The organism is Streptomyces sp. NPDC001933, from assembly GCF_042890955.1.
In the GTDB taxonomy this organism is placed as follows: Bacteria; Actinomycetota; Actinomycetes; order Streptomycetales; family Streptomycetaceae; genus Streptomyces.
This window is the reverse complement of sequence record NZ_JBIASS010000004.1, coordinates 484,681-509,167: the sequence shown is the minus strand read 5'-3', so window position 1 is coordinate 509,167 and position 24,487 is coordinate 484,681. Positions and strand designations below refer to the sequence as shown.

At 69.5% G+C, this 24,487-nt stretch carries 23 protein-coding genes and 1 pseudogene; 12 read left to right on the top strand and 12 right to left on the bottom strand.

Annotated features, from left to right (window positions below; all coding sequences use genetic code 11):
• Window positions 1–10: 10 nt before the first annotated feature.
• From ACFYY7_RS13250 to ACFYY7_RS13240, 3 genes are all read right to left on the bottom strand, one after another.
• Window positions 11–334 carry a hypothetical protein gene (locus tag ACFYY7_RS13250; protein WP_388660872.1) on the bottom strand — a complete coding sequence of 108 codons (324 nt, stop codon included), beginning with the start codon at window positions 332–334 and terminating at the stop codon, window positions 11–13.
• A gap of 394 nt (window positions 335–728) precedes the next feature.
• On the bottom strand, window positions 729–1,898 hold the full coding sequence (locus ACFYY7_RS13245; RefSeq protein ID WP_388660869.1) for a S1 family peptidase: 1,170 nt from the start codon (window positions 1,896–1,898) through the stop codon (window positions 729–731).
• Between the two features lie 240 nt (window positions 1,899–2,138).
• A complete protein-coding gene (locus tag ACFYY7_RS13240; RefSeq protein ID WP_388660866.1) occupies window positions 2,139–2,288 on the bottom strand; it encodes a hypothetical protein in 150 nt (49 codons plus the stop codon).
• An 82-nt stretch (window positions 2,289–2,370) separates the two neighbouring features.
• Here ACFYY7_RS13240 and ACFYY7_RS13235 point away from each other — a divergent pair, with 82 nt between their 5' ends.
• Window positions 2,371–3,546, top strand: coding sequence for a nucleotidyl transferase AbiEii/AbiGii toxin family protein (locus ACFYY7_RS13235; RefSeq protein WP_388660863.1), 1,176 nt, complete (start codon window positions 2,371–2,373; stop codon window positions 3,544–3,546).
• A gap of 128 nt (window positions 3,547–3,674) precedes the next feature.
• Here ACFYY7_RS13235 and ACFYY7_RS13230 read toward each other — a convergent pair whose 3' ends face one another.
• The 3 genes from ACFYY7_RS13230 to ACFYY7_RS13220 all read right to left on the bottom strand — a co-directional run bounded on the left by ACFYY7_RS13230 (window position 3,675) and on the right by ACFYY7_RS13220 (window position 5,177).
• Window positions 3,675–3,944 carry a hypothetical protein gene (locus ACFYY7_RS13230; RefSeq protein WP_351262666.1) on the bottom strand — a complete coding sequence of 90 codons (270 nt, stop codon included), beginning with the start codon at window positions 3,942–3,944 and terminating at the stop codon, window positions 3,675–3,677.
• Window positions 3,945–3,979: 35 nt separating this feature from the next.
• The gene (locus ACFYY7_RS13225) at window positions 3,980–4,444 is read right to left on the bottom strand and encodes a MarR family winged helix-turn-helix transcriptional regulator (protein WP_388660859.1); all 465 of its coding nucleotides are present in this window, start codon (window positions 4,442–4,444) and stop codon (window positions 3,980–3,982) included.
• A gap of 181 nt (window positions 4,445–4,625) precedes the next feature.
• Window positions 4,626–5,177 carry a glycoside hydrolase family 25 protein gene (locus ACFYY7_RS13220; RefSeq protein WP_388660856.1) on the bottom strand — a complete coding sequence of 184 codons (552 nt, stop codon included), beginning with the start codon at window positions 5,175–5,177 and terminating at the stop codon, window positions 4,626–4,628.
• A 135-nt stretch (window positions 5,178–5,312) separates the two neighbouring features.
• On the opposite strand from ACFYY7_RS13220, the gene ACFYY7_RS13215 reads away from it, so the two are divergent.
• Window positions 5,313–6,026 (top strand): NADPH-dependent F420 reductase, encoded by a 714-nt coding sequence (locus tag ACFYY7_RS13215; RefSeq protein WP_388660853.1) that lies wholly within the window; start codon window positions 5,313–5,315, stop codon window positions 6,024–6,026.
• Between the two features lie 96 nt (window positions 6,027–6,122).
• Here ACFYY7_RS13215 and ACFYY7_RS13210 read toward each other — a convergent pair whose 3' ends face one another.
• Window positions 6,123–6,995, bottom strand: coding sequence for an oxidoreductase (locus ACFYY7_RS13210; protein ID WP_388660851.1), 873 nt, complete (start codon window positions 6,993–6,995; stop codon window positions 6,123–6,125).
• A 145-nt stretch (window positions 6,996–7,140) separates the two neighbouring features.
• Between ACFYY7_RS13210 and ACFYY7_RS13205 the strand changes: the two genes are divergently transcribed.
• Together ACFYY7_RS13205 and ACFYY7_RS13200 are read left to right on the top strand one after the other, a co-directional pair.
• Complete coding sequence (locus tag ACFYY7_RS13205; protein ID WP_388661121.1) at window positions 7,141–7,218, top strand: hypothetical protein; 78 nt, start codon at window positions 7,141–7,143, stop codon at window positions 7,216–7,218.
• 125 nt (window positions 7,219–7,343) lie between these two features.
• Window positions 7,344–8,011, top strand: a pseudogene (locus tag ACFYY7_RS13200) (LysR family substrate-binding domain-containing protein).
• Window position 8,012: 1 nt separating this feature from the next.
• Here the strand turns inward: ACFYY7_RS13200 and ACFYY7_RS13195 are convergent.
• Both ACFYY7_RS13195 and ACFYY7_RS13190 read right to left on the bottom strand, forming a co-directional pair.
• Complete coding sequence (locus ACFYY7_RS13195; RefSeq protein WP_388660848.1) at window positions 8,013–9,377, bottom strand: radical SAM protein; 1,365 nt, start codon at window positions 9,375–9,377, stop codon at window positions 8,013–8,015.
• 181 nt (window positions 9,378–9,558) lie between these two features.
• Window positions 9,559–10,395: a pentapeptide repeat-containing protein gene (locus ACFYY7_RS13190; RefSeq protein WP_388660846.1), complete on the bottom strand. Its 837-nt coding sequence runs from the start codon at window positions 10,393–10,395 to the stop codon at window positions 9,559–9,561.
• A gap of 236 nt (window positions 10,396–10,631) precedes the next feature.
• Between ACFYY7_RS13190 and ACFYY7_RS13185 the strand changes: the two genes are divergently transcribed.
• The 7 genes from ACFYY7_RS13185 (at window position 10,632) to ACFYY7_RS13155 (ending at window position 19,481) form a co-directional block, all read left to right on the top strand.
• The gene (locus tag ACFYY7_RS13185) at window positions 10,632–12,041 is read left to right on the top strand and encodes an FAD-binding oxidoreductase (RefSeq protein WP_388660843.1); all 1,410 of its coding nucleotides are present in this window, start codon (window positions 10,632–10,634) and stop codon (window positions 12,039–12,041) included.
• A gap of 128 nt (window positions 12,042–12,169) precedes the next feature.
• Complete coding sequence (locus ACFYY7_RS13180; protein ID WP_388660840.1) at window positions 12,170–12,661, top strand: hypothetical protein; 492 nt, start codon at window positions 12,170–12,172, stop codon at window positions 12,659–12,661.
• 88 nt (window positions 12,662–12,749) lie between these two features.
• Complete coding sequence (locus ACFYY7_RS13175; protein ID WP_388660838.1) at window positions 12,750–12,974, top strand: hypothetical protein; 225 nt, start codon at window positions 12,750–12,752, stop codon at window positions 12,972–12,974.
• Between the two features lie 228 nt (window positions 12,975–13,202).
• The gene (gene rhaI / locus ACFYY7_RS13170; protein WP_388660835.1) at window positions 13,203–14,369 is read left to right on the top strand and encodes an L-rhamnose isomerase; all 1,167 of its coding nucleotides are present in this window, start codon (window positions 13,203–13,205) and stop codon (window positions 14,367–14,369) included.
• Between the two features lie 69 nt (window positions 14,370–14,438).
• Window positions 14,439–16,484 (top strand): bifunctional aldolase/short-chain dehydrogenase, encoded by a 2,046-nt coding sequence (locus ACFYY7_RS13165; protein ID WP_388660832.1) that lies wholly within the window; start codon window positions 14,439–14,441, stop codon window positions 16,482–16,484.
• A 15-nt stretch (window positions 16,485–16,499) separates the two neighbouring features.
• Window positions 16,500–17,978, top strand: a complete 1,479-nt coding sequence (locus tag ACFYY7_RS13160; RefSeq protein ID WP_388660829.1) for a rhamnulokinase family protein — start codon at window positions 16,500–16,502, stop codon at window positions 17,976–17,978.
• A gap of 39 nt (window positions 17,979–18,017) precedes the next feature.
• Entirely contained in the window at window positions 18,018–19,481 is a 1,464-nt protein-coding gene (locus tag ACFYY7_RS13155; protein WP_388660826.1) for an arabinose isomerase, read from the top strand.
• Window positions 19,482–19,516: 35 nt separating this feature from the next.
• Here ACFYY7_RS13155 and ACFYY7_RS13150 read toward each other — a convergent pair whose 3' ends face one another.
• Complete coding sequence (locus tag ACFYY7_RS13150; RefSeq protein ID WP_388660822.1) at window positions 19,517–20,590, bottom strand: enoyl-CoA hydratase/isomerase family protein; 1,074 nt, start codon at window positions 20,588–20,590, stop codon at window positions 19,517–19,519.
• A 276-nt stretch (window positions 20,591–20,866) separates the two neighbouring features.
• On the opposite strand from ACFYY7_RS13150, the gene ACFYY7_RS13145 reads away from it, so the two are divergent.
• Window positions 20,867–22,999: a SpoIIE family protein phosphatase gene (locus ACFYY7_RS13145; protein WP_388660819.1), complete on the top strand. Its 2,133-nt coding sequence runs from the start codon at window positions 20,867–20,869 to the stop codon at window positions 22,997–22,999.
• A gap of 102 nt (window positions 23,000–23,101) precedes the next feature.
• On the opposite strand, the gene ACFYY7_RS13140 is transcribed toward ACFYY7_RS13145, so the two are convergent.
• Both ACFYY7_RS13140 and ACFYY7_RS13135 read right to left on the bottom strand, forming a co-directional pair.
• Entirely contained in the window at window positions 23,102–23,725 is a 624-nt protein-coding gene (locus tag ACFYY7_RS13140) for an LAETG motif-containing sortase-dependent surface protein (RefSeq protein WP_388660817.1), read from the bottom strand.
• Between the two features lie 194 nt (window positions 23,726–23,919).
• Window positions 23,920–24,408 (bottom strand): GNAT family N-acetyltransferase, encoded by a 489-nt coding sequence (locus ACFYY7_RS13135; protein WP_388660814.1) that lies wholly within the window; start codon window positions 24,406–24,408, stop codon window positions 23,920–23,922.
• Window positions 24,409–24,487: the final 79 nt, after the last annotated feature.

The following is a 24,487-nucleotide window of genomic DNA, read 5'->3' as shown; positions in this document are numbered from 1 at the left end:
TCGAGCCGATCTACTGGAGGTCCGTACTTGCTTGGCGACGCCAGTCCCATCCGGGGTAACGGTCCACCAGCGTGAGGAACTCGCTCGCCTGCAGGATCTCGAAGTGATCGGTGTCGACAAGGCCGTCGACACCGGGCAGGACGTCGCGGAGGAAAGCGCGGGCCGCGTCCATGGACTGGCACGACACGTAGACCGCGTACGGTTCCCCGATCCGGGTCGTCACCTGCTCGATCTCCTCCGGCTCGTAGTCCGCCAGGATCCCACCCGAGAGGTCGATGCAGTACGAGTACCCGTGCCGGTACAGCCTTTCGTCCCCCGTCACAGGATCCGGCACGAGCTCAAGGGAACGGATGCGCCCTTCGAACGACGGGCGTCGCTTCGCAGGGACGAGAATGATCACAGATGGCCAGGACACGCGTTTACCTCCCCCAGCGACCGTACGCGAACAGTCTTCCCGGGTCGCCAGATTTTCCGTCCGGCGAAGCGGCTTCTTGACCGAGGAGAAGAGCGCTGCCCCGGGACAGCCCTTAGGTCACGGCGCTTCCCGAAGTACGCCGTCCGCGCCGACCACAAAGGTCCCACTGCGGAACGCGACGACCATGGGGGTTCCGGTCTGCCGGTTGTCCCGCGTGAAGGGCCTGCCGCATCCGAGCGAATACGCTCGCGCCGCGCGGCAGGCCCTCACGGTGGGATCCGGGCGGGTCGGGTCGAGCCCGCCCTGCGTGACGTCAGGCTGTGTGCAGTGTCAGCCCGTACCGGTTCAGGATCTCGTTGACCGGCTGGTGCCAGGTCTCCCCGCCGCTGGTGCAGTTGCCCCAGCCGCCGGACGTGACTCCCTGGGCCTGGTCCCCGCTGATGAACGAGCCGCCCGAATCTCCCGGCTCAGCGCATACGCTCGTCTTGGTCATCTGGTGAACCGCGCCCTGGCTGTAGTTCACCGTCTCGTTCGTGGCCAGCACGTTGCCGCAGTGCCAGTGGCTCGTGGAGCCGGAGCGACATATCGAGGCGCCGATGGGTGCCTCCGCGGAGCCCCGCACCAACTGGTCCGAGACGGTGCCCCAGCCGAGCACGACGGGAACGGTCCACCAGCCGTTGCCCACGCTGACCCAGGCGTAGTCGTCGCCGGGGAAGGACGACCCCTGGAAGTTGCCGATGGCCGAACGGTCCCATCCGCTGACCGCGGCGCCCGTCTGTCCGCAATGGCCTGCCGTGACGAAGCCACCGTGCACGGAGAAGCCGATGGAACACCGGACGTTGCCCGTGTAGTAGGGATCGCCGCCCACGGTTCCGGCGGCGAAGGTTCTGGGCCCTTCGGGAGTCTGCTTCACCAGTACGGGGCCGGCCCTGCGGGCCCGTTCGACGAAGGTGCGGACATCGTTGTCATGCGCTGCCGAAGCGACGACGTCGATGACGACCCGGTTGGTCTTCGGGTCCACGTGCCAGCTGCTGACACCTGCCGGTGCCGCCAGTCCGTCGATCCGGGCCTTGGTCTCGTCGAGCTGCCGTGTGCTGTGGCGCACCAGCCGGGCGGATGCCCCCAAGGCGCGTACGGCGGCCGACTTCCGACCGTCGGTCACCGCCACAGCGAGCCTGCCCGTGGCCGGATCGAACCAGGAACCGGCGTAGGAGGAACCGGTGGCCCGTCGCGCCTTGCCCTGTATGGCGGTTGCCGTCTTCTCCACGGCCAGCCGCGTCCTGACCTGGCTTTCTGACAGACCGAGGTCTCGCCGCATGGCGGCGAGCAGTACTGCGGACGCCGGCGCTTCACCTGCCCTGGAGCGGGGTGTTGCGGGAGGCGAGTCCACGGCGGCGGCGGATGCCGGGCCGGAGGCAAGACCCACAGTCGCCCAGGCACCGACGACCAGTGCGGCAGCCAGGCTCGTTCGCAGCGCGTTCATACATCTCAAGGCAGTGGCCCTTCTGTTGTTCCGGAATCGCGGGGGAGGAACAGCAGGCGTCCGAGAGCTCGGATCTGAGAGCGCTCTCAGAGTGTGCCGCAACGGACTGTAACGCAGCAGCACTATCAGGTCCATGCCAATTGACGAACGCCCATGGATCGCTGGACGACAGGCGCTTGCCGTTGCGGACGCTCCTGCCGTCAGGCCCGGACCCGCCGCTCTCGAACCCGGCGCGGACACCTATGCTCGCGTCAGATGATCGAGCGTGCCCGATGCCTCGGCGTCCACCACGTGCCCCGCGAAAAGCAGCGCGCCCTCCCGCAGGAGCCTCACCATGACATCTTCCGCCGACGGATCCACCGCCTGGAACACGTTGTGGAAGGAGACCACGCAAGTCCCGCATGCGCCCCTTGACGAGGAAACGCGGCGCAGATCAGACTTTCCGGACACGTTGCTGCCTGCACCGGACGGCATGAATCATCCACTGGTCTTCGAGCCCGCTCTGAAGCAGTTCGCCAATGCCTACCGGTCCGGAGAGCCGCTCTTCGACGAAGACCGGGAAGAGGTGGGGCGGGCCTGGCATCGGGCGCGGCGTACCGTACTGGACACGGTGCTCGCGTCCGTCGCGGACGGCCCGTGGGGTGACCATCTGGTGCTGCGTGGCAGCGTGTTGATGGCCACGTGGTTCGGGGAAGTCGCCCGTGATCCGGGAGATCTGGACTTCCTCTTCGTGCCCCGGGACTGGGGCATGGACGACCCCCGTGCCACGGGTCTCTTCGACGCCATCGCCCGGGACGCGGCAGCTGCGGCCGCCGCCCATGGCTCGGTACGGATCGACTCGGCGGGCCTGGTGACCGAGGACATCTGGACGTACGACCGGGTTCCGGGCCGGCGCATGCTACTGCCGTGGACGGCGGACGGAGTGCCCGGCGGGACCGTACAGCTCGACGTGGTGTTCAACGAGGCCCTGCCCTCTCCCGCCGTGCTCACCGAGCTTCAACCGCTGGGAGACGGACCGGGTTGCCGGGTGCAGGCGGTGTCGCCCGAGCTGTCACTCGCCTGGAAGTTGCTGTGGCTGATCACCGACGCGTATCCGCAGGGAAAGGATCTGTACGACGCCGTGCTGCTCGCGGAACGCACCCTGCCGAGTTACGAACTGGTGCGGGAAGCCTTCGTGCTCGGCGGGACCGAGGGACTGCGGCCCGTCGGCGCCTGGTGGCTCAACGAGTTGGGGGTGACCGATTGGGAGCACTTCACCACTGAACACCCGTGGGTCACGGAGAGCGCGACGAGCTACTGCGAACGGCTCACGCGGGCGCTGGCGCCGCTGCTGGAGACTGCGGAGCGACCGGACGGGGCGGACTCGGATGTATCGGACCAGTACCGGCAGTGGGCCCGGTGGCTGCAACCGCTGGTGGAGTCCACGCGCGCCGCAGCCGCGGAGGATCCTGCCGCCGTACTCGGGTTTCTGGCCGATGGCGGGTGGGACGGGCTGAAGGCGGCCGTCGTGGTCGTACGCGAGATCGCCGGGCCTCGGCGTCTCGGTCCGGCGGAGGCACTCGCCAGTGTCCTGTCCCACGAGCGTAGTTGGCGGTACTGGCGGAACCATCCCGAGGCCTGCGACCAAGCCCTCGACGAGCTGAACTGATCAACTAGGGCCTCTCGTTTGGATCAGGCCGGATCCAAACGAAAGACCCCAGCCGGGCCCGGCTCCGTCCACACCGATCAGCTCCCCGGCCCGACCCGGCCTGTACCGATCGACTCCGCCCGGCCCCGTCAGCCGGCCCGGCCGATCGCGCTGCGCAGCATGGCGACCGTCGTCGCGGCGGCCGCGCGTTCCGCCTCGTCCTGCGTCGCGCGCACTCGCTCCTCCAGGAGCACCACGGCCGCCTGGAGGACGCCCACACGTACCGGAACGCTCTGCATCGCCGTCAGCACGGCCGCTGCCTGTTCGGCCGGGGTGGCCGTGGCGGCCTGCGGAATGAGGGTGGTGATGCCGCGCCCGAGTGCGCGGTCGCGAGGCGGCTGAGCCGCGGCTGTGGTCACCCGAGAAGTGTGCCGCACCGAGCCCGGGGAATCGGTCAGCGACCTGGCTTCGACTCTTCGGGGCCGTCGTGGACGTGGGCGTGGACACGCCTCAACAGTGCTGCCAGCTGGGCTTGTTCGCGCGCAGTCAGGGGGGCGAGCAGTGTCTTCTGCACGCTCAGCGCATCGTCCTGGAGCTCTGCGAGCACCGCGCGCCCGGCCGGGGTGGGCGTCACGGTCACCCGGCGGCGGTCTCCGGTGTCCCGGGCCCGGTCGACGAGACCGGCCAGCGCGAGATCGTCCACGATCTTGACGATGTCGCTCCGGTCGATCCCGAGCCGGGATGCCAGTTCCCGTTGCGCATGGGGGCCGAAGTCGATGAGCGCCGACAGCACGGCCAGGTGCCAGATCCGCATGTCGCGCTCGGCAAGCCGCGCCGCCAGCCGGCTCCGCGCCGCTTTGCCGGTCTTGGACAGCAGGTATGTCGTGAGTCCCAGGAGGCTGGGCGGGGTCGCGCACATCGCCGGCCATCTTAGGCGCGCACCCATCATGGGTGTTCACCTGCTGATCGGCGCAAGGCTCGGCTGCCTGCACCGGCACCTGCTGATGAGCGGGGTCGTCGGAGGCTCTGCCCGCCGCTACGGCCCGGTCACGCCCCTCCCGATCGGGGCCGCACCGCCGACGCGTACGGTCCCGCGGCGGCTACCCCCGGGCCCAGTTGCGCATGGCGGTCCGTGAGGAGAAGTCGGCGACGTCCTTGTCGAGCGGGTGGTCGGTGTACTGATGGATACGCCAGGAGGCTTCGATCCTGGGCTTTCCGGCGGTCACGTAGTCGGCGATCCAGAGACCGTCACCCGCGTACGACGTGGTGTCGTGGTTCAGCCAGAAGTAGCGGTTGCAGTACAGCAGAACCTTGTGATTCGGCCGCAGGCGCTTGACCTCACGGATGAACTGGTCCTTCTCCGCGTTGCCGGCCCGGGTGCCTTCGCCGTTCTCCTCCCAGTCCACGGCGAGCAGATCGCCCGCCTTTTCCGGGGCCTTGCTCACGAAGTACTCGGCCTGGGCCGTGATGTTCCCCGGCCAGAGGAAGTGGTAGAAGCCGACCACGCACTCCGCGTCCCTCGCCCGTTTCACCTGCGCCGAGAGATGCGGATTGATGTACGAACGGCCCTCGGTGGCCTTGATGAAGACGAAGTCCAGTCCGTCCGTGTCGAAGGACGACTGATGGGAACTGACGTCGACGCCATGGAGCATGGGCACCGCCTTCACGTGGGATGAGTGCTTCGGTCGTCTTCCTGTAGGTGCCCGCAGTCGGCCGTTCCCATCCTTCGGATGAACGGGCGAATCGTTTTGCCATTGCCAGGAATACAGCCCGGAAACGGGTAGTTGATGAACCCGCGAGACCACATCACGTACCGCAGTCGCCATCGGAAGGTCGGATCCATGAAGATCGGCATCATCGGAGCGGGCAACATCGGCGGAAATCTCGCCCGGCGCCTCACCGCACTGGGCCACGAGGTGTCCATCGCCAATTCGCGTGGCCCGCAGACGCTCTCCGCGCTCGCCGACGAGACCGGAGCCACGGCGGTCAACGCCTCTCAGGCGGCTCAAGGAGCCCAGGTCGTCGTCGTCACCGTCCCCCTCAAGGCCGTCCCCGACCTGCCCTCGGGCTTGATCGACGGTGCTGCGGACGGGGTCGCGGTCATCGACACGGGCAACTACTACCCGCAGCAGCGCGACGGCCGCATCGCCGCGATCGAGGACGGCAAGCCCGAGAGCCGGTGGACCGAGGAGCAGATCGGCCACCCGGTGATCAAGGCGTTCAACGGGACGTACGCCCAGGACATCCTCTCCAACGGGCTCCCCGCGGGAAGTCCCGGCCGTCAGGCGCTTCCGGTGGCCGGTGACGACGCGGCGGCCAAGCAGGTCGTGCGCGATCTCATCGACGAGCTGGGCTTTGACACCGTGGACGCGGGGGGACTCGACGAGTCCTGGCGTCAGCAGCCCGGTACGCCTGTTTACGGTCATCAGGGCGACGTGGAGGCCATTCGCAAGGCACTCACCGAGGCGTCCCCCGAGCGCACCGCCGAGTGGCGCGCCTGAGGTTCGCCGGCGCCGGGGAACGGCGGGGCGCTCTCGCCGCCCCCGGCGCTCGGTCGCCGTCCGGCCGGCCCGGGACGTTGGGGCCGGCCGTGCTCCTCAGCCGTCGAAGGCGGTGCTCCGGCTGACCTTCTCCCATGCGAGTGTCTCTGCACGGGCCGCTTCAAGGTGGGCCTGGATCGCGTCGGTCGCGTCGTTGCCGAGCGGCAGTCGCAGGGGCGGCTCCTCGGCGGCGAGTGCGGTGAGGATGGCCGCCACGGCCTTGTCGGGGTCGCCCTCCTGCTTTCCGTCCGAGTCGGGCAGGCCCGTCCGTACGGGGCCGACGGTCGCCTCGTACGCGGGCATCGCGGCGGTCTGCCGGAGCGCCCCTCCCCCGGCGAATCCGGTCCGGAACGCTCCGGGTTCGACGATGAGTACCTTGATCCCGTGCGGGGCGACCTCGGCCGCGAGCGCCTCGGACAGGCCTTCGAGGGCGAACTTGCTCGCCGAGTAGGCGCCGACTCCGGGGAAGGTGAACCGGCCGCCCATGCTGCTCATCTGCACAATGGCGCCGGACCGCTGACGGCGCATGTGGGGCAGCACCGCGCGGACCAATGCCGCGGGCCCGAAGAAGTGCAGATCCATCAGGTCCCGCAGTTGCTGGTCGGTGGTCTCCTCGACCGCACCGGCCAGGCCGCGGCCCGCGTTGTTGACGACGACATCGATACGCCCGTGCCAGAGCATCGTATCGGCGACGACTGCGGCGAAGCGTGCGGTATCGGTGACGTCCAGCTGGGCTGCGACGGCCCGGTCGGGGTACGCGGCGACCAGATCGTCAAGCGTTTCCGGCCTGCGAGCCGTGGCCACGACCGTGTCCCCGGCGGCCAGAGCGGCGGCGGCGATCGAACGGCCGAAGCCCGAGGACGCTCCCGTGATGAGCCAGACGCGCCCCGTCGTCCCGTCGTGGTCAGCGGTGCCGTTCTCTGCGTTCATCAATAACTCCACTTGTCCAAAGGGGTTGTTGAGCTGATCCAGTTATTTCATCCGATATCCAGCACGGTCCAAGACAGATCCCCTCTCTCTTCATGAGGACGATTTATAATCGCTGCCCGGAGCTGCTCAGCTGCGCTACCTCACCGTGATCGCCGACGAGGAGAACCTCGGACGGGCAGCACAGCGGCTGTACGTCAGCCAACCGGCCTGTCCTACGCGTTGAAAAGTCTTGAGAGTCGGAGCTGGGCGTGCGGCTCTTCGACCGGCACGCGGGGGGGTGTCTCCGCGACCGACGCGGGCCGCGAGATCACCGCCGAGGCGCTGCTCACCGTCCGTCAGTCCGAGCATGTGTCCGCCGCCGCCGAGCGGCACCGCCACGGTGAGACGGGTGTGCTGCGGGTGGGCTTCGGGGCGAGCGGTGCGGGTGAACTCACCACCCGGGCACGGGCCGAGTTCGCACGGCGCCATCCCGGGGTACGAGTGGTGCCCAGGCGATACGACTGGGGGCAGGAGGCCGCGGCTCTGCGCGAAGGGCTGGTCGACGTGGCTTTCGTCTGGTGCCCAATGACCTGACCGGCCTCCGCTCGGAGCTGGTGCATACGGAGCCGCGCGTCGTGGGAATGCCCTCCGGGCATGCGCTTGCGGGACGCGACGGGATCTCCGTGCTCGACGTCGCCGACGAGCCGTTGATGTGGACCGAGCGCGCGCCGCGCGAGTGGGTGGACTGGTGGGCGGTCAACCCCCGCCCGGACGGATCGAGTCCCAGGTGGGGGCCGACCAACGACAACGTCGAGGAGATGCTGGAGCAGGTGGCGGAAGGTTCCGCCGTCTGCCTCGCGCCGATGAGCACGGCCAGGTACTACGCCCGGCCCGGTCTCACCTGGGTGCCGCTGACCGATACCGAGCCCCTGCGGACCGTGCTCGCCTGGGTCGACGGCACGGACAGCGGCCTGGTACGGGGGTTCGCGCGCGTCGTGCGTGAACTGGCGGCCGCCGGGTCCGGCGGCCGGGCCTGAACTAGAGGGCGTCGTCCGGGCGGGCCGGAAGACTGTCCATGAACGAGCTGACGGAGAAAACCGCGCGCCCGGGGCCGGGCGGGCCGTAGCCGGGGGGCGAGCTGAGACCGTACTCCTCCATGGTCGCGCGATAGGCGTCCAGCAGGCGGATGTGGTATTCGAGCGGCGCCCCGTCCGGGTTGGTCTTCCCGAGCGGGGTGGTGGGCTCCGGGCACCAGGTGGTGAACCGCGGGGTGATGCCGTGCGACATGAAGAACCGCAGCCCCTCGGTGGTGGAGGCGATGGCTTCGTCCACCGTGGTGAAGCCGAAGGGCTCGGCCATCTCCACGCCCGCCACGAAGTTGGGGATGACATTGCGGGGGCCGAAGACCTCGGCGGAGTCCAGGATGCGGCGGTGCCACTCGTCACGGCCGACGTAGCGTTCCTTGCCCGGGCAGTAGAGCTCGAACAGCCGGCGGTCCCATACCTCGTAGTTGGGGTGGTAGATCTGCACGCCGTAGTCGTGGAACCGCTGCACGTCGGCCTTGGGCAGGGCCTGGGCGACGACCTTGCCGATCCAGCGGCCGGGGAAGCGCTCCTCGATGGCCTTGGCGTACTGGCCGTAGAAATCTGCCTCGTCGCGGCCACCGATGTGGGAGGTGATGGCCCCGCCGGTGAGGGTGTAGGCGGTGGAGGTCCTCGCCGTGTCGTACTTGTCGATGATGGCGAGCGCCTCCAGGACCTCCTCGACCGGCTTCACCCCGGTGTACGGGCGTCCCGCCGCCTTGTGCTGGCGCCAGTTGTGGTTGATGTCGCAGTACTGGCACTCCTCCTTCGCCCCGAAGTACTGGCAGACCCGGAAGACCGTCAGATAGATGAGGTATCCCCACTGGATGGTGGGTGCCACCTCCATCACGGACTTGCCGTTCTCCAGGGTGTGCCGGTAGTAGTCCGGCATGGGCGGGAGGCCCACGTCGGAGATCCGCCGGCCGTCGAGATACAGCCCGAGCACACCGTCCCCGTCGGCCGCGACACGGTACGGGGACGCCGGATTGACCCGGACGGACACGACGGTCCTGCGCAGGTCGTACGGACCGCCGGTGAGGACGATCTCCTCCGGCGGGCGGCGCAGGGCGGCCGCGCCCAGCTCGGGGAGGGTGCCGTGGTCGAAGGAGAAGATGAAGTAGGACTTCGGCTTGACGTCACCGCCCTCGTTGTCACTGAGCGCGGACTCGTCGAACGCCAGGCCGCCGCGCAGCAGGTCCTCCTTGATGACGGCTTCCCGGGGCACGTGCGGGAACTGCTCCATCAGGCGCTCGACGAGACGGGTGCGGTTCCCGTCCGTGCGAGTCGGTTCGGTGCGGCTGCGGTCGGTACTGCTGGGCATGTGCGGGACTCCTCGGTCCGGTCGTCTGCGGCGTTCCGGGTACGCCACACTGTGCAACGAACCGGACACGTCCGCAGTGCCCCGACGCACCGGTCGATTCGGCACGGTGCGGCACGGGCGGTCCACGGCCGTCAGTGGCGTGGACCGGGTCGTCCGTCGGCGGCCGCCTCCGGTCCCGGGTTCACCGGTCCCAGTGCGCGGGGCGGCCGAGGGACGGCGGGAGTTTCGTCGCCGCGTCGCCCCTGGCCGCGTTGAGCTGTGCCTGGGTGAGGAAGAGGCTCGATGTGAGGTCGGCTCCGGAGAGGTCCGCGTCCCGGAAGTCGGCGCCGATCAGGTCGGCCAGGCGCAGATCGGCACCGGTGAGGTCCGCTGCTATCAGATACGCGCCGCGCAGGTCGGCGCCCCGCAGATCGGCGCCCCTGAGCCTGGCTCCGATGAGGTCGGCGCCCCGGTGGTCGTGCTTCTTCTTCCGCGGTGCCGTCGCCCGTACCAGCGCGCCGGCGCGGAGCAGCAGCTCGGCCACGACGTCGCGGTGCCCGGCCACGTCCAGTTCGCGGAACGCGTCCGCCGGGAGGTGCGTGAGGCGTTCCGTCTCGTCGAGGGTGCGCCGGATCTCGTCGTGGAGTGGCCGCGCCGGTTCCAGGGACAGCGCTTCCGTGAGGTACCAGAGCAGTTCATGGAGCTGCCGCATGACCGGGAACACCTGGAACATCTGCTTGGCGGTTTGCGGGGCACTGCGCCAGTCCTGCCCGTCGAAGGTCTCGACGGAGACCTTCTGGCCCGCCCCGAAGCAGTCGTACACGGTGCAGCCTGGAAAGCCCCGGGTGCGCAGCTCGGTGTGGATGCCGCAGCGGAAGTCCTCCTGGAGGTTCCGGCAGGGCTTCCCGGCGTCCTTGTCGATCGCGAAGTCCGCGGACCGCGTCAGGGTCAGTGCCACGCAGCACAGCCCGAAGCAGTTCGCGCAGTCGGCGCGCAGCGCGGCACGATCTGTGCCGGGGCCTACCACGTTGTCGGGCACGGTACGTGGATCCTCTGGGTATGGGACTGTCGGACGGTCGACCCTATCGAAATTCGTCACCCGTTCGCGTCAATTTCATGATCATCGCCCGGATGGATCGATCAAGGGCCGATGGCCCCGGGACAACACTCGGCCAGTTTTCCCACGCGCTGGAACAGGGGGCTCCGGCCCGTTACCGGACTCCGCGCGCAATGATGACGGTCAGTACATCTTCGTAGTGGGAGGTGGCCACGGACGTGGCGAACGCACCAGTCGACGACATCCCGGCCCGGCGGGTACTCACCGATCCGGCCGGCCTCGCCCGGTATCAGCACGACGAGGCCGAGTGGACCCCGTACGGAACGCCCCTGGCCGTGGTGCGTGCGCAGAGCACCGAAGAGGTCCGGGATGTGGTCCGGCATTGCCTGGCCCACCGCATCCCGCTCGTTCCGCGCGGCGCGGGCACCCGCCTGTCGGGCGGTGCGAACGCCGTGGACGGAGCGATCGTCCTGTCCTTCGAGGACATGAACCGCATCGTCCGCATAGACGCGGCGGAGCGGCTGGCCGTCGTCCAGCCGGGAGTGGTCAACGACGATCTGCGGGCGGCGTGCGCGGAGCACGGGCTCTGGTATCCGCCGGATCCGGCGAGCTCGCCCTGGTCGACGATCGGCGGGAACGTCGCGACGAACGCCGGGGGGATGTGCTGCGTCAAGTACGGCGTGACGCGTGACTACGTGCTCGGCCTCGAAGTGGTCAACGGGCTCGGCGAGGTCGTCCCGCTGGGCCGGCGGACCGCGAAGGGCGTGGCGGGGTACGACCTGGCCGGACTGATGGTCGGGTCCGAGGGCACCCTGGGGGTGATCACGGAGATCACGGTGCGGCTGCGCCCGGCGCAGCCGCAGGAGCGGACCGTGGCCGGATACTTCTCCTCGGTGGTCGCCGCCGGTGAGGCGGTGAGCGCCGTGACCGCGTCGGGCGTGATCCCCTCGGCGCTCGAACTGGTCGACCGTCACTGCCTGGCCGCCGTCGACGCCTGGAAGAAGATGGGGCTCTCCGCCGACGCGGACGTGGTGCTGCTCGGCAGGGTCGACACTCCGGGCGCCGAGGGCGACGCGGAGGCCGAGCTGGTACGGGAGTGCTTCGAGCGGGCGGGGGCGACCTGGGCCGCGGTCTCCACGGACCAGCAGGAGGCCGACGCGCTGTTCCAGGCACGCCGGTTGGCCTATCCGGCGCTGGAACGGCTCGGCCCGGTCCTGACCGAGGACGTGTGCGTACCGCGGACCGCGGTGCCGGAGATGCTGGCCCGGATCGAGCGGACAGCGGCCCGGCACGACATTCTGGTGGCCAACATCGCCCACGCCGGTGACGGGAACCTGCATCCACTCATCATCACGACGCCCGGCGACGAAGCCGAGCGCGCCCGCGCCCAGTCGGCCTTCGAGGACATCCTCGACGACGCGATCGCCCTCGGCGGCACGGTGACGGGCGAGCACGGGGTGGGGCTGCTGAAGATGCGCGGCATGAACAAGGAGCTGGGCTCCGCGGTGCTGGGCATGCATCACGCGGTGAAGGCGGCGCTGGACCCGCACGGCATCCTCAACCCCGGCAAGGTGCTCGGCCGGGGTGGGTCGCCGCTCACCGGGAAAGCGGACGTGCCGCAGACCTGACCCGGGGCATCGGCCGCGAAGGCAACGGCGGTTCCGGCGGCCGACGGGGCGGCCGGCCCGCACCCGAGCCGCTGTCAGTGGCACGACGCACACTGGCAGCAGTACGGCACAGTCGAAGGGGGACACCGATGGAAACCGAGGACGGGGCCGGGTTCGAACCGGCCACCGGGGACGGCCCGACGGCTGCGGTGCCGGACGCAGGACGCACCGCTTCCGTGCGGACGGCGTTCGAGGGAATGCTGCAGATCCGTCGGCTGACGAACACCGGCCACGCCGACCCGAAGGGTGTACCCGCGCGGTGGGAGACGCTCCGGCCGGTGAGAGCGGTCGCCATCGCCCTCGAGGCATCGGGGCTGGCCCACTCGGCCGTTGACGGATCGGGCCTGCGAACGGCGACCGGTTACCGCTTGCAGCAGGGCGAGGCACCTGGCGGTGTGCGCGTCGAGTGGCTCGGTCCGCCCGGCAGCGGGGCGGCCCGTTCGGAGGAAGAGGAGCTGGCCCGGTGCGCGGCGGTGCTGCGGGAGTTGGGCTGGGCGGTTCTGCTGTACCGAGGAGCGCGGCGCCGAAGATTCCTGGAGGTCGAACCACCGGCCGGCGCACGGAGACCGGACGGCGGATGACAGGCGCTCCCGCGCCGCCGTCGGCGGGCGTTGTCAGACCCATGGTGGATGCTGGTGGGTCCGACACCTCTGACCGGGAGATGCTGAGATGCGCAATGACGAACTCGCCGCGGCCCAGGCGTATGTCCGACTGCTGGAGGCCGCTCGCGCCGCGCTCGCGGATCCCGAAGACGGCCCGTTGTACGTGCCGTTGCTCGCCTCGCCGATCGCCGAGGCCGACAGCGCGCTTCAGCGGGCCGGCCTCTGCGGCAACGAGTCCCGGTTCTTCGACCTCGTGAGCTCGCTGCGGCCGAGCATGTCCGGCGGCCGCTGAGGCTCGCCTTCCAGGAGGCATCATGCGCCGAACGGGCCGGTCAGGCCGGGGAGGTGGGGCAGGTCGGGGCGAGCCGGAGCACTGCACGATGAATTGATTCAACACTCCAAGAGAACCCGACCGGCTCCTTGACTGGAAGCTTGCGACAAACCTAGCGTACGGACGGATGAAACGATTCATACGTCCGGGCGGTTTCCGGTCGCTGGATGACTCTGCTACGAGGTGTTCATGTCTGATGTGTCGGCCGTCAAGGCAGCTCTGAAGTCCCAGGTCATCGAGACGCCCTCATGGGGGTACGGGAACTCCGGGACGCGTTTCAAGGTGTTCGCGCAACCGGGTGTGCCGCGCGACCCGTTCGAGAAGATGGAGGACGCGGCCCAGGTGCACGCGTTCACGGGTGTGGCACCGAAGGTTTCCCTGCACATTCCGTGGGACAAGGTCGAGGACTACGCCACGCTCACGCGGCACGCCGAGGGTCTCGGGCTGCGGATCGGGGCGATCAACTCCAACGTCTTCCAGGACGACGACTACAGGCTCGGTTCGGTCACCCACCCCGACCCGAAGGTGCGCAGGAAGGCCACCGACCATCTGCTGGAGTGCGTCGGCATCATGGACGAGACCGGGTCTCCCGATCTCAAGCTCTGGTTCTCCGACGGCACGAACTACCCCGGGCAGGACGACATCACGGCCCGTCAGGACCGGCTCGCCGAGGCGCTGGCCGAGGTGTACGAGCGGCTGGGCGACGACCAGCGGATGCTGCTGGAGTACAAGCTCTTCGAGCCCGCGTTCTACGCGACCGACGTTCCCGACTGGGGTACGGCGTACGCGCACTGCCTGAGGCTCGGCCCGAAGGCCCAGGTGGTCGTGGACACCGGGCACCACGCGCCCGGCACCAACATCGAGTTCATCGTGGCCAGTCTGCTGCGCGGGGGAAAGCTCGGCGCGTTCGACTTCAACTCCCGGTTCTACGCGGACGACGACCTGATGGCCGGGGCCGCCGACCCGTTCCAGTTGTTCCGGATCATGCACGAAGTGGTCAGGAACGGCGGCCTGAAGCCCAAGACCAACGTCAACTTCATGCTCGACCAGTGCCACAACATCGAGGCGAAGATCCCGGCCGTGATCCGGTCGGTCGCCAATGTGCAGGAAGCGACCGCCAAGGCCCTGCTGGTCGACTTGGAGGCGCTGAGCGCCGCGCAGCGGTCCGGCGATGTACTGGCCGCGAACGGCGCGCTGATGGACGCGTACAACACCGATGTACGTCCGCTGCTGGCCGAGGTGCGGGAGGAACTCGGGCTGGCGAGGGATCCGTTCGCCGCCTATCTGGCCTCGGGCAATCAGGAGCGGATCGCCACCGCCCGGGTCGGCGGCGAGCAGGCCGGCTGGGGCGCCTGAGCCCGTCCGCCACTCCCCCGTACGACCATCGACCGGTTCAGACGGAACCCCCGACCGTAAAGGAAACTCATGGCCTCCGCGACGCATGCCGAAGTCGCCGCGCTCCTGGAACGCGCCCATCGGATCGGTTCCGACGCCCGGAACACCAACTACGCCGGTGGCAACGCATCGGTCAAGGCCACCGCCACCGACCCGGTCACCGGTGGCGGCACCGAACTGCTGTGGGTCAAGGGTTCCGGTGGTGATCTCGGCACGCTCACCGAGGCCGGGCTCGCCGTGCTGCGCCTGGACCGGGTGCGCGCCCTCAAGGCCGTGTACCCGGGGGTGGAGCGCGAGGACGAGATGGTGTCGGCCTTCGACTACTGCCTGCACGGCAAGGGCGGTGCGGCGCCGTCCATCGACACTGCGATGCATGCCCTGGTCGAGGCCGCTCACGTCGACCATCTCCATCCGGACTCGGGGATCGCGCTGGCGTGCGCCGCCGACGGCGAGAAGCTGACCGCGGAGTGTTTCGGCGACAAGGTGGCCTGGGTGGGCTGGCGCAGGCCGGGGTTCCAGCTCGGTCTGGACATCGCGGCGGTCAAGGAGGCCAACCCGCGGGCCGTCGGGGTGATCCTCGGCGGGCATGGCATCACGGCCTGGGGCGAGACGTCCGAGGAGTGCGAGCGCAATGCCCTCTGGATGATCCGCACCGCCGAGACCTTCCTCCAGGAACACGGCGGGGCCGAACCCTTCGGCCCCGAATGGGCGGGCCGGGCACCGCTTCCCGAGGAACGGCGCCGCGAGCGGGCCGCCGCCCTCGCCCCGCTGATCCGCGGACTGGCCTCCAGCGACCGTCCGCAGGTGGGCCACTTCACCGACACCGAGCCGGTGCTGGACTTCCTCGCCCGGACCGAACACCCACGGCTCGCCGCTCTGGGCACCTCGTGCCCGGACCACTTCCTCCGTACGAAGGTCAAGCCGCTGGTCCTCGACCTGCCCTCGGATGCCCCGCTTGACGAGGCGGCGGCACGGCTGAAGGAGCTGCACGGGGAGTACCGGGAGGCGTATCGCTCATACTACGAACGTCATGCCTCGCCCGGCTCCCCCGCGATGCGCGGTGCGGACCCGGCGATCGTGCTGGTGCCCGGGGTCGGCATGTTCTCCTTCGGCAAGGACAAGCAGACGGCCAGGGTCGCCGGGGAGTTCTACCTCAACGCCATCAATGTGATGCGCGGTGCCGAAGCCGTCTCCTCCTACGCACCGATCGAGGAGTCCGAGAAGTTCCGAATCGAGTACTGGGAGCTGGAGGAGGCCAAGCTGCGGCGGATGCCGAAGGCCAAGCCACTGGCCACCCGGGTGGCGCTCGTCACGGGCGCGGGGTCCGGCATCGGCAAGGCCATCGCGCACCGGCTGGTCGCGGAGGGGGCATGTGTCGTCGTCGCGGACATCGACTCGGCGAACGCCGCCTCGGTGGCGCAGGAACTCGGCGGGCCGGACCGGGCCGCCGCGGTGACGGCCGATGTGACCAGTGAGGAGCAGATCACAGACGCCTTCCGGGCCGCCGCGCTGGCGTTCGGCGGTGTGGATCTCGTGGTGAACAACGCCGGGATCTCCATCTCCAAGCCGCTGCTGGAGACGACGGCCGCGGACTGGGATCTTCAGCACGACATCATGGCGCGCGGTTCGTTCCTGGTCTCGCGCGAGGCCGCCCGGATGATGCGGGCGCAGAACCTCGGAGGCGACATCGTCTACATCACGTCGAAGAACGCGGTGTTCGCGGGTCCGAACAACATCGCCTACTCGGCCACCAAGGCCGATCAGGCGCACCAGGTGCGGCTGCTGGCGGCCGAGCTGGGTGAGCACGGCATCCGCGTCAACGGCATCAACCCAGACGGCGTGGTGCGGGGTTCCGGGATCTTCGCGGGCGGCTGGGGAGCTCAGCGCGCGGCGACGTACGGTATCGAGGAGGAGAAGCTCGGCGAGTTCTACGCCCAGCGGACGCTCCTCAAGCGCGAGGTGCTCCCGGAGCATGTGGCCAACGCCGTCTTCGCGCTGACCGGCGGCGACCTCACGCACACGACCGGGCTGCATGTTCCCGTCGATGCCGGCGTGGCCGCGGCCTTCCTCCGATGACCGGATGAGGGGTCGATGTCTGTGATGTCACGCAGCGAAGCGGCCTTCGCCGCCGTGGACCTCGGTGCCACCAGCGGCCGGGTGATCACCGGCCTGGCCGGGCCCGAGAAGCTCCGGCTGACCGAGGTGCACCGGTTCTCCAATGCGCCCATCCGGTTGCCGGACGGGCTGCGGTGGGACGTGCTCGCCCTGTACCAGGGAATGCTGGACGGTCTGCGGACCGCGGCGCGCAGCGGTCCGGTCGCGTCGATCGGGGTCGATACGTGGGCGGTCGACTACGGCCTTCTCGACGCCGACGGGGCCCTGCTCGGGCTGCCCTTCCACTACCGCGACAGCCGGAACGGAAGGGCGGCCGAGCAGGTGCTGGGGGTGTGCGGGCCGCAGGAGCTGTATGCCGTCGGCGGGTTGCAGCATCTGCCGTTCAACACCGTGTTCCAGCTGGCCGCACACCGCGCGAGTGCCCAGTGGGGTGCGGCGCGGACGATGCTGCTGATGCCCGATCTGCTGACCCACTGGCTGACGGGCTCGGTGGGAGCGGAGATCACCAATGCGTCGACGACCGGTCTGTTCGACGCTTCGGCCGGCGGCTGGTCCGATGCGCTGATCGGCAGGCTGGGCCTGGAGCGTTCCATGTTCCCACCGCTGCGTGAGCCGGGTGATCCGGCGGGGACGATCCTGTCGCACGTCGTCGAGTACACGGGTTTGCCGGCCGGCACGCCGGTGACTGCCGTCGCCTCGCACGACACGGCGTCGGCGGTCGCGGCGGTGCCCGCGACCGAGCCCGGGTTCGCCTATGTGTCCTGCGGAACGTGGTCGCTTGCCGGGCTCGAACTGCCGGCTCCGGTACTGACGGAGGATTCCCGTGCGGCGAACTTCACCAACGAGCGCGGGGTGGACGGCACCGTCCGCTATCTCCGCAACATCATGGGGATGTGGCTGCTGGAGGAGTGCCGACGGACCTGGGACCGGCGGGGCGAGGATCCGGGTCTGCCCGCACTGCTCGCGGCGGCGGCCCGTGCCCGGCCGTTCGCCGCGGTGATCGATCCCGACGACGAGGCGTTCCTCGCACCGGGTGACATGCCGTCGCGGATCGACGCCCATCTCGTAGGGACCGGGCAGGTGCCGCCCGACAGCCCCGGTGGCTATGTCCGGTGTGTGCTGGAGAGCCTGGCGCTGGCCCATCGCAGGACGCTGCGGGAGGCAGCCGGTCTCGCGGGGCGGGATCCGAACCGGATCCATGTGGTCGGCGGGGGTTCGCGCAATGAGCTCCTGTGCCAGTGGACCGCGGATGCCACGGGGCTTCCCGTCACGGCCGGCCCGGCCGAGGCGACCGCGCTCGGCAACATCCTGGTGCAGGCGCGTGCCCGGGGTCTGGTGGGGGGCCTCACGGACATGCGACAACTGGTGGCACGGACGCAGGAATTGCGCCAGTACGCCCCGCAGGGGGACCGGCGGGCCTGGGACCGGGCCGCCGCGCGGCTGGAACAGCCCTGAGTCCGTTCGGCCCTCGACAGAACCGAAGGAAGGAAGCTCATGACTGATGTCTCGCCCGCCGCGCTCGACAGTGTGCTCACCCGCACCACGCGCCGCCGTACCAGGATCGGTCTGGTGTCCGGCGGACTCGGCGCGTACTGGCCGCAGTTCCCCGGTCTGCTCGACCGGCTGCGGCAGTCGGCTCGCTTCGTGACCGGGCGGTTCGAGGAGATGGGCTGCGAGGTCGTCGACGCCGGTTTCATCTCCGATCCGCAGGAGGCGGCGAAGGCCGCGGAACGGCTGCGCTCGGCCGACTGCGACATCGTCGTGACGTTTCTGACGACGTATCTGACCGCCTCGATGGTCCTACCGATCGCCCAGCGCGCACACGCTCCGGTACTGGTCATCGACCTCCAGCCGACCGAGGCGATGGACCACCCGGACACCGATACGGGCAAGTGGCTGGCGTACTGCGGGCAGTGCCCGCTGCCGGAGGTCGCCAATGTGTTCCGACGCGGCGGCATCCCCTTCCGCTCCGTCTCGGGCCATTTGCGCGACGAGAACGCGTGGAACCGGATCCGCCGCTGGATCCGTGCCGCACAGGTCCGCGGCGCGCTGCGTCACGGCCGGCACGGTCTGATGGGTCACCTCTACCCCGGCATGCTCGATGTCTCCACCGACCTGACGCTGGTCTCCACCCAGTTCGGCGGGCATGTCGAAGTTCTCGAATTCGACGACCTGCGGGTCCGGGTCGCCGCCGTGACGGACGAGGCGGCCGCCGAACGCGTCGCGCTCGCCCGTACGGTCTTCACCCTCGACGACTCCGTCGACGAGGATGATCTCGCGTGGGCCGCCCGGGTTTCGGTCGGGCTGGACCGGCTCGTCGACGACTTCGCACTCGACAGTCTCGCCTACTACCACCGCGGTCTGGAGGGCGAGATCCACGAACGGCTCGGCGCCGGCATGATCCTCGGCGCATCGCTGCTGACCGCACGTGGCATCCCCATGGCCGGTGAGTACGAACTGCGAACCAGCCTCGCCATGCTGATCGCCGACACCATCGGCGCCGGTGGCTCCTTCACCGAACTCCAGGCCCTCAATTTCCGGGACCGGGTCGTGGAGATGGGCCACGACGGCCCCGCCCACCTCGCCATCAGTGCCAAGGATCCGCTGCTGCGCGGGCTGGGTGTCTACCACGGCAAGCGCGGCTGGGGCGTGAGCGTGGAATTCGACGTCCGACATGGCCCGGTCACCACGTTCGGCATCGGGCAGGAAGCCGACGGGACCTTCGTCTTCGTCGCCTCCGAGGGCCGGGTCGTACCCGGGCCGCTGCTGGAGATCGGCAACACCACCTCACGGGTCGACTTCGGCTTCGACCCCGGTGAGTGGACCGATGCCTGGTCGGCAACCGGCATCGGTCATCACTGGACGCTGTGCACCGGCCATCGCGCCAAGGACCTCAAGGCTGCGGCCGATCTGCTCGGCGTCCCTTTCCGCACGGTCGACGGGCCGAACGACCTCTGATTCCCGTACGTGTCTCCCGCCCCGCCGGCCGCGTATCAGCGCGCCGTCCCGGAAACGGCGGCCAGGCCGAGTTCGCGGTCGCCGAGCGGGGCGAAGAAGAGCGCGACGTCCGCGTCGGTCACCTCGGCGAGGTCCGCCGGGCTCCAGTGCGGATCGCGGTCCTTGTCGACGATCTGGGCCCGCACGCCCTCCACGAAGTCCGGCCTGGTGAAGGCGGTGCACGAAGTCCGGTACTCCTGGTCGAGCACCGCCTCCAGGCTGCCGAGCCGGCGTGCCCTGCGCAGCGCGGAGAGGGTCACCTTGAGCGAGGTGGGCGACTTGGTCAGGATGGTTTCGGCGGCCTGCTTGGCGGCGGGGATGCCACTGTTTTCGAGGCTGTCGATGATCTCCTCCACCGAGGCATCCCGGTAGCAGGAGTCGATCCACTCGCGGTGCGCGGCCAGTTCGCCCTCCGGCGCGGGTGAGGCGTACTGCCGCACCGTCCCCTCGATCTCGGCGGCCGTGCCGCACTCGGCGAGGTCCGCGGTGAGTCCGGCGAGGCGCTGCGACGGTACGAAGTGGTCGGCGAGCCCGCACAGCAGCGCGTCACCCGCGCCTACCGCTTCCGCGGTGAGCGCCAGGTGGGTGCCGAGCTCACCGGGCGCCGCACCGAGCAGATGCGTGCCGCCGACGTCGGGGACGAATCCGATGCCGGTCTCGGGCATGGCGACGCGCGAGCGTTCGGTGACGACACGGATGTCGCCGTGGGCGGAGACGCCGACGCCTCCGCCCATCACGATGCCGTCCATGATCGCGACATAGGGCTTGGGGAATCGGGCGATACGGGCGTTGAGCCGGTACTCGTCCCGCCAGAAGTCCAGCGATGCGCTGCCGGCGGCCCGGGCGTCCTCGTAGATGGACCGGATGTCGCCGCCCGCGCAGAGGCCGCGCTCGCCCGCGCCGGTGATCAGGACCGCGGTGACGGACTCGTCGTGCTCGGCGTCGGCGAGTGCTTCGGTGACGCGCGCGACCATGGCGTGGTTCAGCGCGTTGAGGGCACGTGGGCGGTTGAGCGTGATGTGCCGGACGCGTCCTTCGGTGTGCAGCAGAACTGGATCTTCGTGGTTCATGAATGCGCTCCGGTCAGCCCTCGTGCCGTGTCGACCGCCGATCGCGGACGATCTTCCGCTGCCATTCTGCGGGGCAGGGCCGTTGCCGGGACAGCAGGGGTCCCTGGCCCGCCCGAACCTGCTCGTCCGGTCCGACTCGTCCGGCTCGTCGGGCTCGTCCGGCCGGATTTTTCCGGGTTTCCGCTGTGGCAACCTGCCGGACGCGGTTCGACAATTAGGTGACCCAGTTCGGGCCGCGCCGCCCGTCAGCCCCGCCCGGCGACCTCCGGAGCAGGAATGACCGATCACGACCAGCAACCGAGTACTTCCGTCCCGCCTCGCCCGCTGATCGAGAAGACGCACAACGGCGAGATCGCGACGGCTCAGCGGCTTGCCATGAATCGGACGGGCAGCTTCGAGTGGGACGTGGTGGCCGGGACGCTCGACATGGACGACGCCGGGCTGCTGGTGTTCGGCCTGGATCCACGGACCTTCGACTCACGGCCCGAGACGGTGCTGGAACGGCTCGAAGGGTCGGAACGGACCCGTCTCGAGGTAGCGGTCGACGAGGCGATCAAGAGCGGTCGAAGTTCGTACAGCGTTCATTTCCGGGTGCCGCTGGACGACGGCAGGGACCAGTGGACCCACATCCAGGCACGCATACTGCGCAGCGACGACGGCCTGGCGCACCGGATCGTCGGGGTGGTGCAGGACGCCACGGCGGAAGTCACCCATTCGGCCTTCGTGCTGGATCTGGAGAAACGGCGGCAACGCCAGACCAGCATCGTTGAACGAACAACGAGCGCGCTGTCACGTGCGGTGACCGTCGATGATGTGACCGCGGCGCTGACCGGACCCGGCGGGCTCGCCCGGCTCGGGGCGGACGGTCTCTCGCTCGGCCTGGTCGAGAACACCACGCTGAGTGTCATCGCTCTGAGCGGCGACTCGGTGGAGGCGATCGACGGGTTCGGGGACGCCGGGCTGGACCGGCGGTTCCCCCTGGCGGACACCGTGCTCAGCGGCCGGCCCCGGTTCCTGACCTCGGTCCCGGCTCTCACTGATCGCTACCCCGTGCTGGCACCCTGTGCCGCCCGGCTGAAATTCCGGGCTGCCGCCTATCTGCCCCTCGTCGCCCAGGCACGTTCCCTCGGCACACTGGCGCTGTTCTACCGCGAGAGCACGTCCTTCAACGCGGACGAGCGGAATCTGTGCCTGGGGCTGGCAGCGATCGTGGCGCAGTCCCTCCAGCGCGCCAAGCTCTTCGACGAGGAGCGCGAATTCGCCACCGGTCTCCAGGCCGCGATGCTGCCTCGGCGGATCCAGGAGATCGAGGGCGGAGAGATCGCCGTGCGCTACCACTCCGCCTGGAGCGGACGTCAGGTCGGCGGTGACTGGTACGACGTGATCGCATTGCCCAAGAACCGGTTCGGGATCGTGGTCGGTGACGTACAGGGTCATGACACGCACGCCGCCGCCATCATGGGCCAGTTGCGCATCGTCCTGCGTGCGTACGCCGCCGAGGGGCACCCTCCGTCGACGGTGCTGGCCCGGGCGTCGCGCTTCCTCTCCGAGCTGGACACGGACCGCTTCGCGACCTGTACGTACGCCCAGGTCGATCTCGCGTCGGGTACCGTGCGCGTGGTTCGGGCCGGGCATTTCGGCCCGCTGATCCGGCATATGGACGGCCGGGTAGGCAGCCCCCAGGTGCGCGGCGGTCTGCCGCTGGGTATCTCGACCGATTTCGAGGACGAGGAGTTCCCGGAGACCCGCCTCGACCTGGTGCCGGGCGAAACACTGGTCCTGTACACCGATGGGCTGGTGGAAGAGCCCGGCGCCGACATCGACGCGGGTGTCCAGGCGCTGATCAATGAGGTGAGCGCGGGGCCGGCGAGTGCCCAGGCACTGGCCGACCATCTGTCGGACCGGCTCTGGGAACGTTGGGGTTCCGGGGACGATGTCGCGCTGCTGGTGCTTCGGCGCAGCCCGGACCCCGGGTCGCCGCGGGCTCCGCGGCTGCATCAGTACATCCACCAGGCGGACCCGGAGGGGCTGTCCGACGCCCGCAACATCGTGCGTCAGGCCCTGACCGACTGGGACATGGCCGAACTCGCCGACGACGCCGAGCTGGTGACGGGCGAGCTCCTGGTGAACGTCCTGCTGCACACGGAAGGCGGCGCGGTCCTCACCCTGGAGGTGCTGCCGGAGCCCGTACGGCGGGTCCGCCTCTCCGTGCAGGACCGCTCCAGCGCCTGGCCGAGGCGGCGCAGTCCGGGCGAAACCGCGACATCGGGGCGGGGTCTGCTGCTCCTGGACGCCATAGCCATTCGCTGGGGCATCGAGCCCCGCGGCGAGGGCAAGGCGGTCTGGTGCGAGATCGGGCCCTCGGTGCCGCCCGTCGCCACTCCTCCGCCGACCACGCAGCAGGTGTGACGGCGTTTCGGAGGACGTGCCGCCCCACGCGCCGGGCGTGCGGTGGCACCGCCTCGACCGGTGGTCCCGGCACAGCCTGTGCCAGGACCACCGGCTCATTCGTCAGTGCTGTGCGGTACGACGCTTGCGCACGGACCACATGATGCCGCCGCCCGCCAGCAGAACGGCCACGGCCGCTCCGGCGATGACCGGGGTGGCGGACGAGGAACCCGTCTCGGCCAGGTCCGGCGAGCTGGGGCTCGGGGAGGCCGCGGCGGGCGCGGACGTCGAAGGCGCCTCACTGGGCGTGGCGCTCGCGGCCGGTGCCTCGGTGGACGGAGCCGCGGACGGCGTGCCCTCGGACGGTGCGGGCGGCGGGGTGCCGGCGTCCTCGCACACGGGCGCCGTCTTGGTCTCGTCGCGCGAGAAGTTGTCGCCGTCGCCGGCCTTGACGACGAGGTGAACCGTGAGCTCCTTGTCGTGCTTCGGCAGCTCCAGCTTCTTGTGGAACTCCTTGCCGAAGGTCTCGGTGGGCAGGAGGTCCTTGCCGTCGACAGTGACGGTCACCTGGTTGGTGACGTTGCTGTTGTAGGCGGTCAGGTCGAGGCTCACCTCGGAACAGGTCACGGCCCAGGTGGGGGTGTGAGCTGCGGCCGGGCCGGCGGAGAGCACCGCGCCGGTCAGGCCGACGACCGCGGCGGCCACGAGCGTTCCCGCGGCGCGCAACGATCTCCTGGGTATGGTCATGGATTCTTCCTCCGCATGAATGTCATCGCCCGAGTGGCGGTGGGGCGCAGAGTACTGCCCCCGCCAACACCCCACGCACCCGCCCCACGAAGCACCTGTGACACCAACTGTTCACACACCACCACGTGTTCAGACATGACGGACATACCGCGAACGGAGAAGCGAGGAGTGCGGCGTGAGTGGCGATGCCGTTGTCAGAGGCGGCGGTGCATGATGTGCAGCCCGACAAAGCCCTGTTCCGGGTGGTTGAACCCTTCCGGGAGCGTCCCGAGAACCTCGAATCCGAGCGACCTGTAGAGCCCGACGGCGTGGACGTTCGTCTCCACCACCGCGTTGAACTGCATCGCCCTGAACCCCGACGTGCGGGCCCAGTCCAGGGTGTACTCGCACAGGGCCCGGCCGACGCCCTGCCCCGAGTGCTTGGGATCGACCATGTAACTGGCACTGGCGATGTGCGAGCCATTGCCCATGTGGTTGTTGTTCATCTTGGCCGTGCCGAGAACTGTCCCGTCGTCGTCGACCGCAACGACCGTACAGTTGGGGGACTCCAGGAGCCACCAGGAGCGGGCGTCGGCTTCGCCGAGATCGAGTGGGTAGGTGAAGGTCTCCCCCGCGGCGACGATTTCGTGGAAGAACGGCCAGATGGCGGGCCAGTCCTCGGTGGTGGCTTCCTTGATCAGCATGGGGGACAGAATGCCTGGTGCCGCGCATTCTCCGCGAGCTCTTTTCCTCCCTCCGCTGGTTCTCCATCGGTCGCGGTCG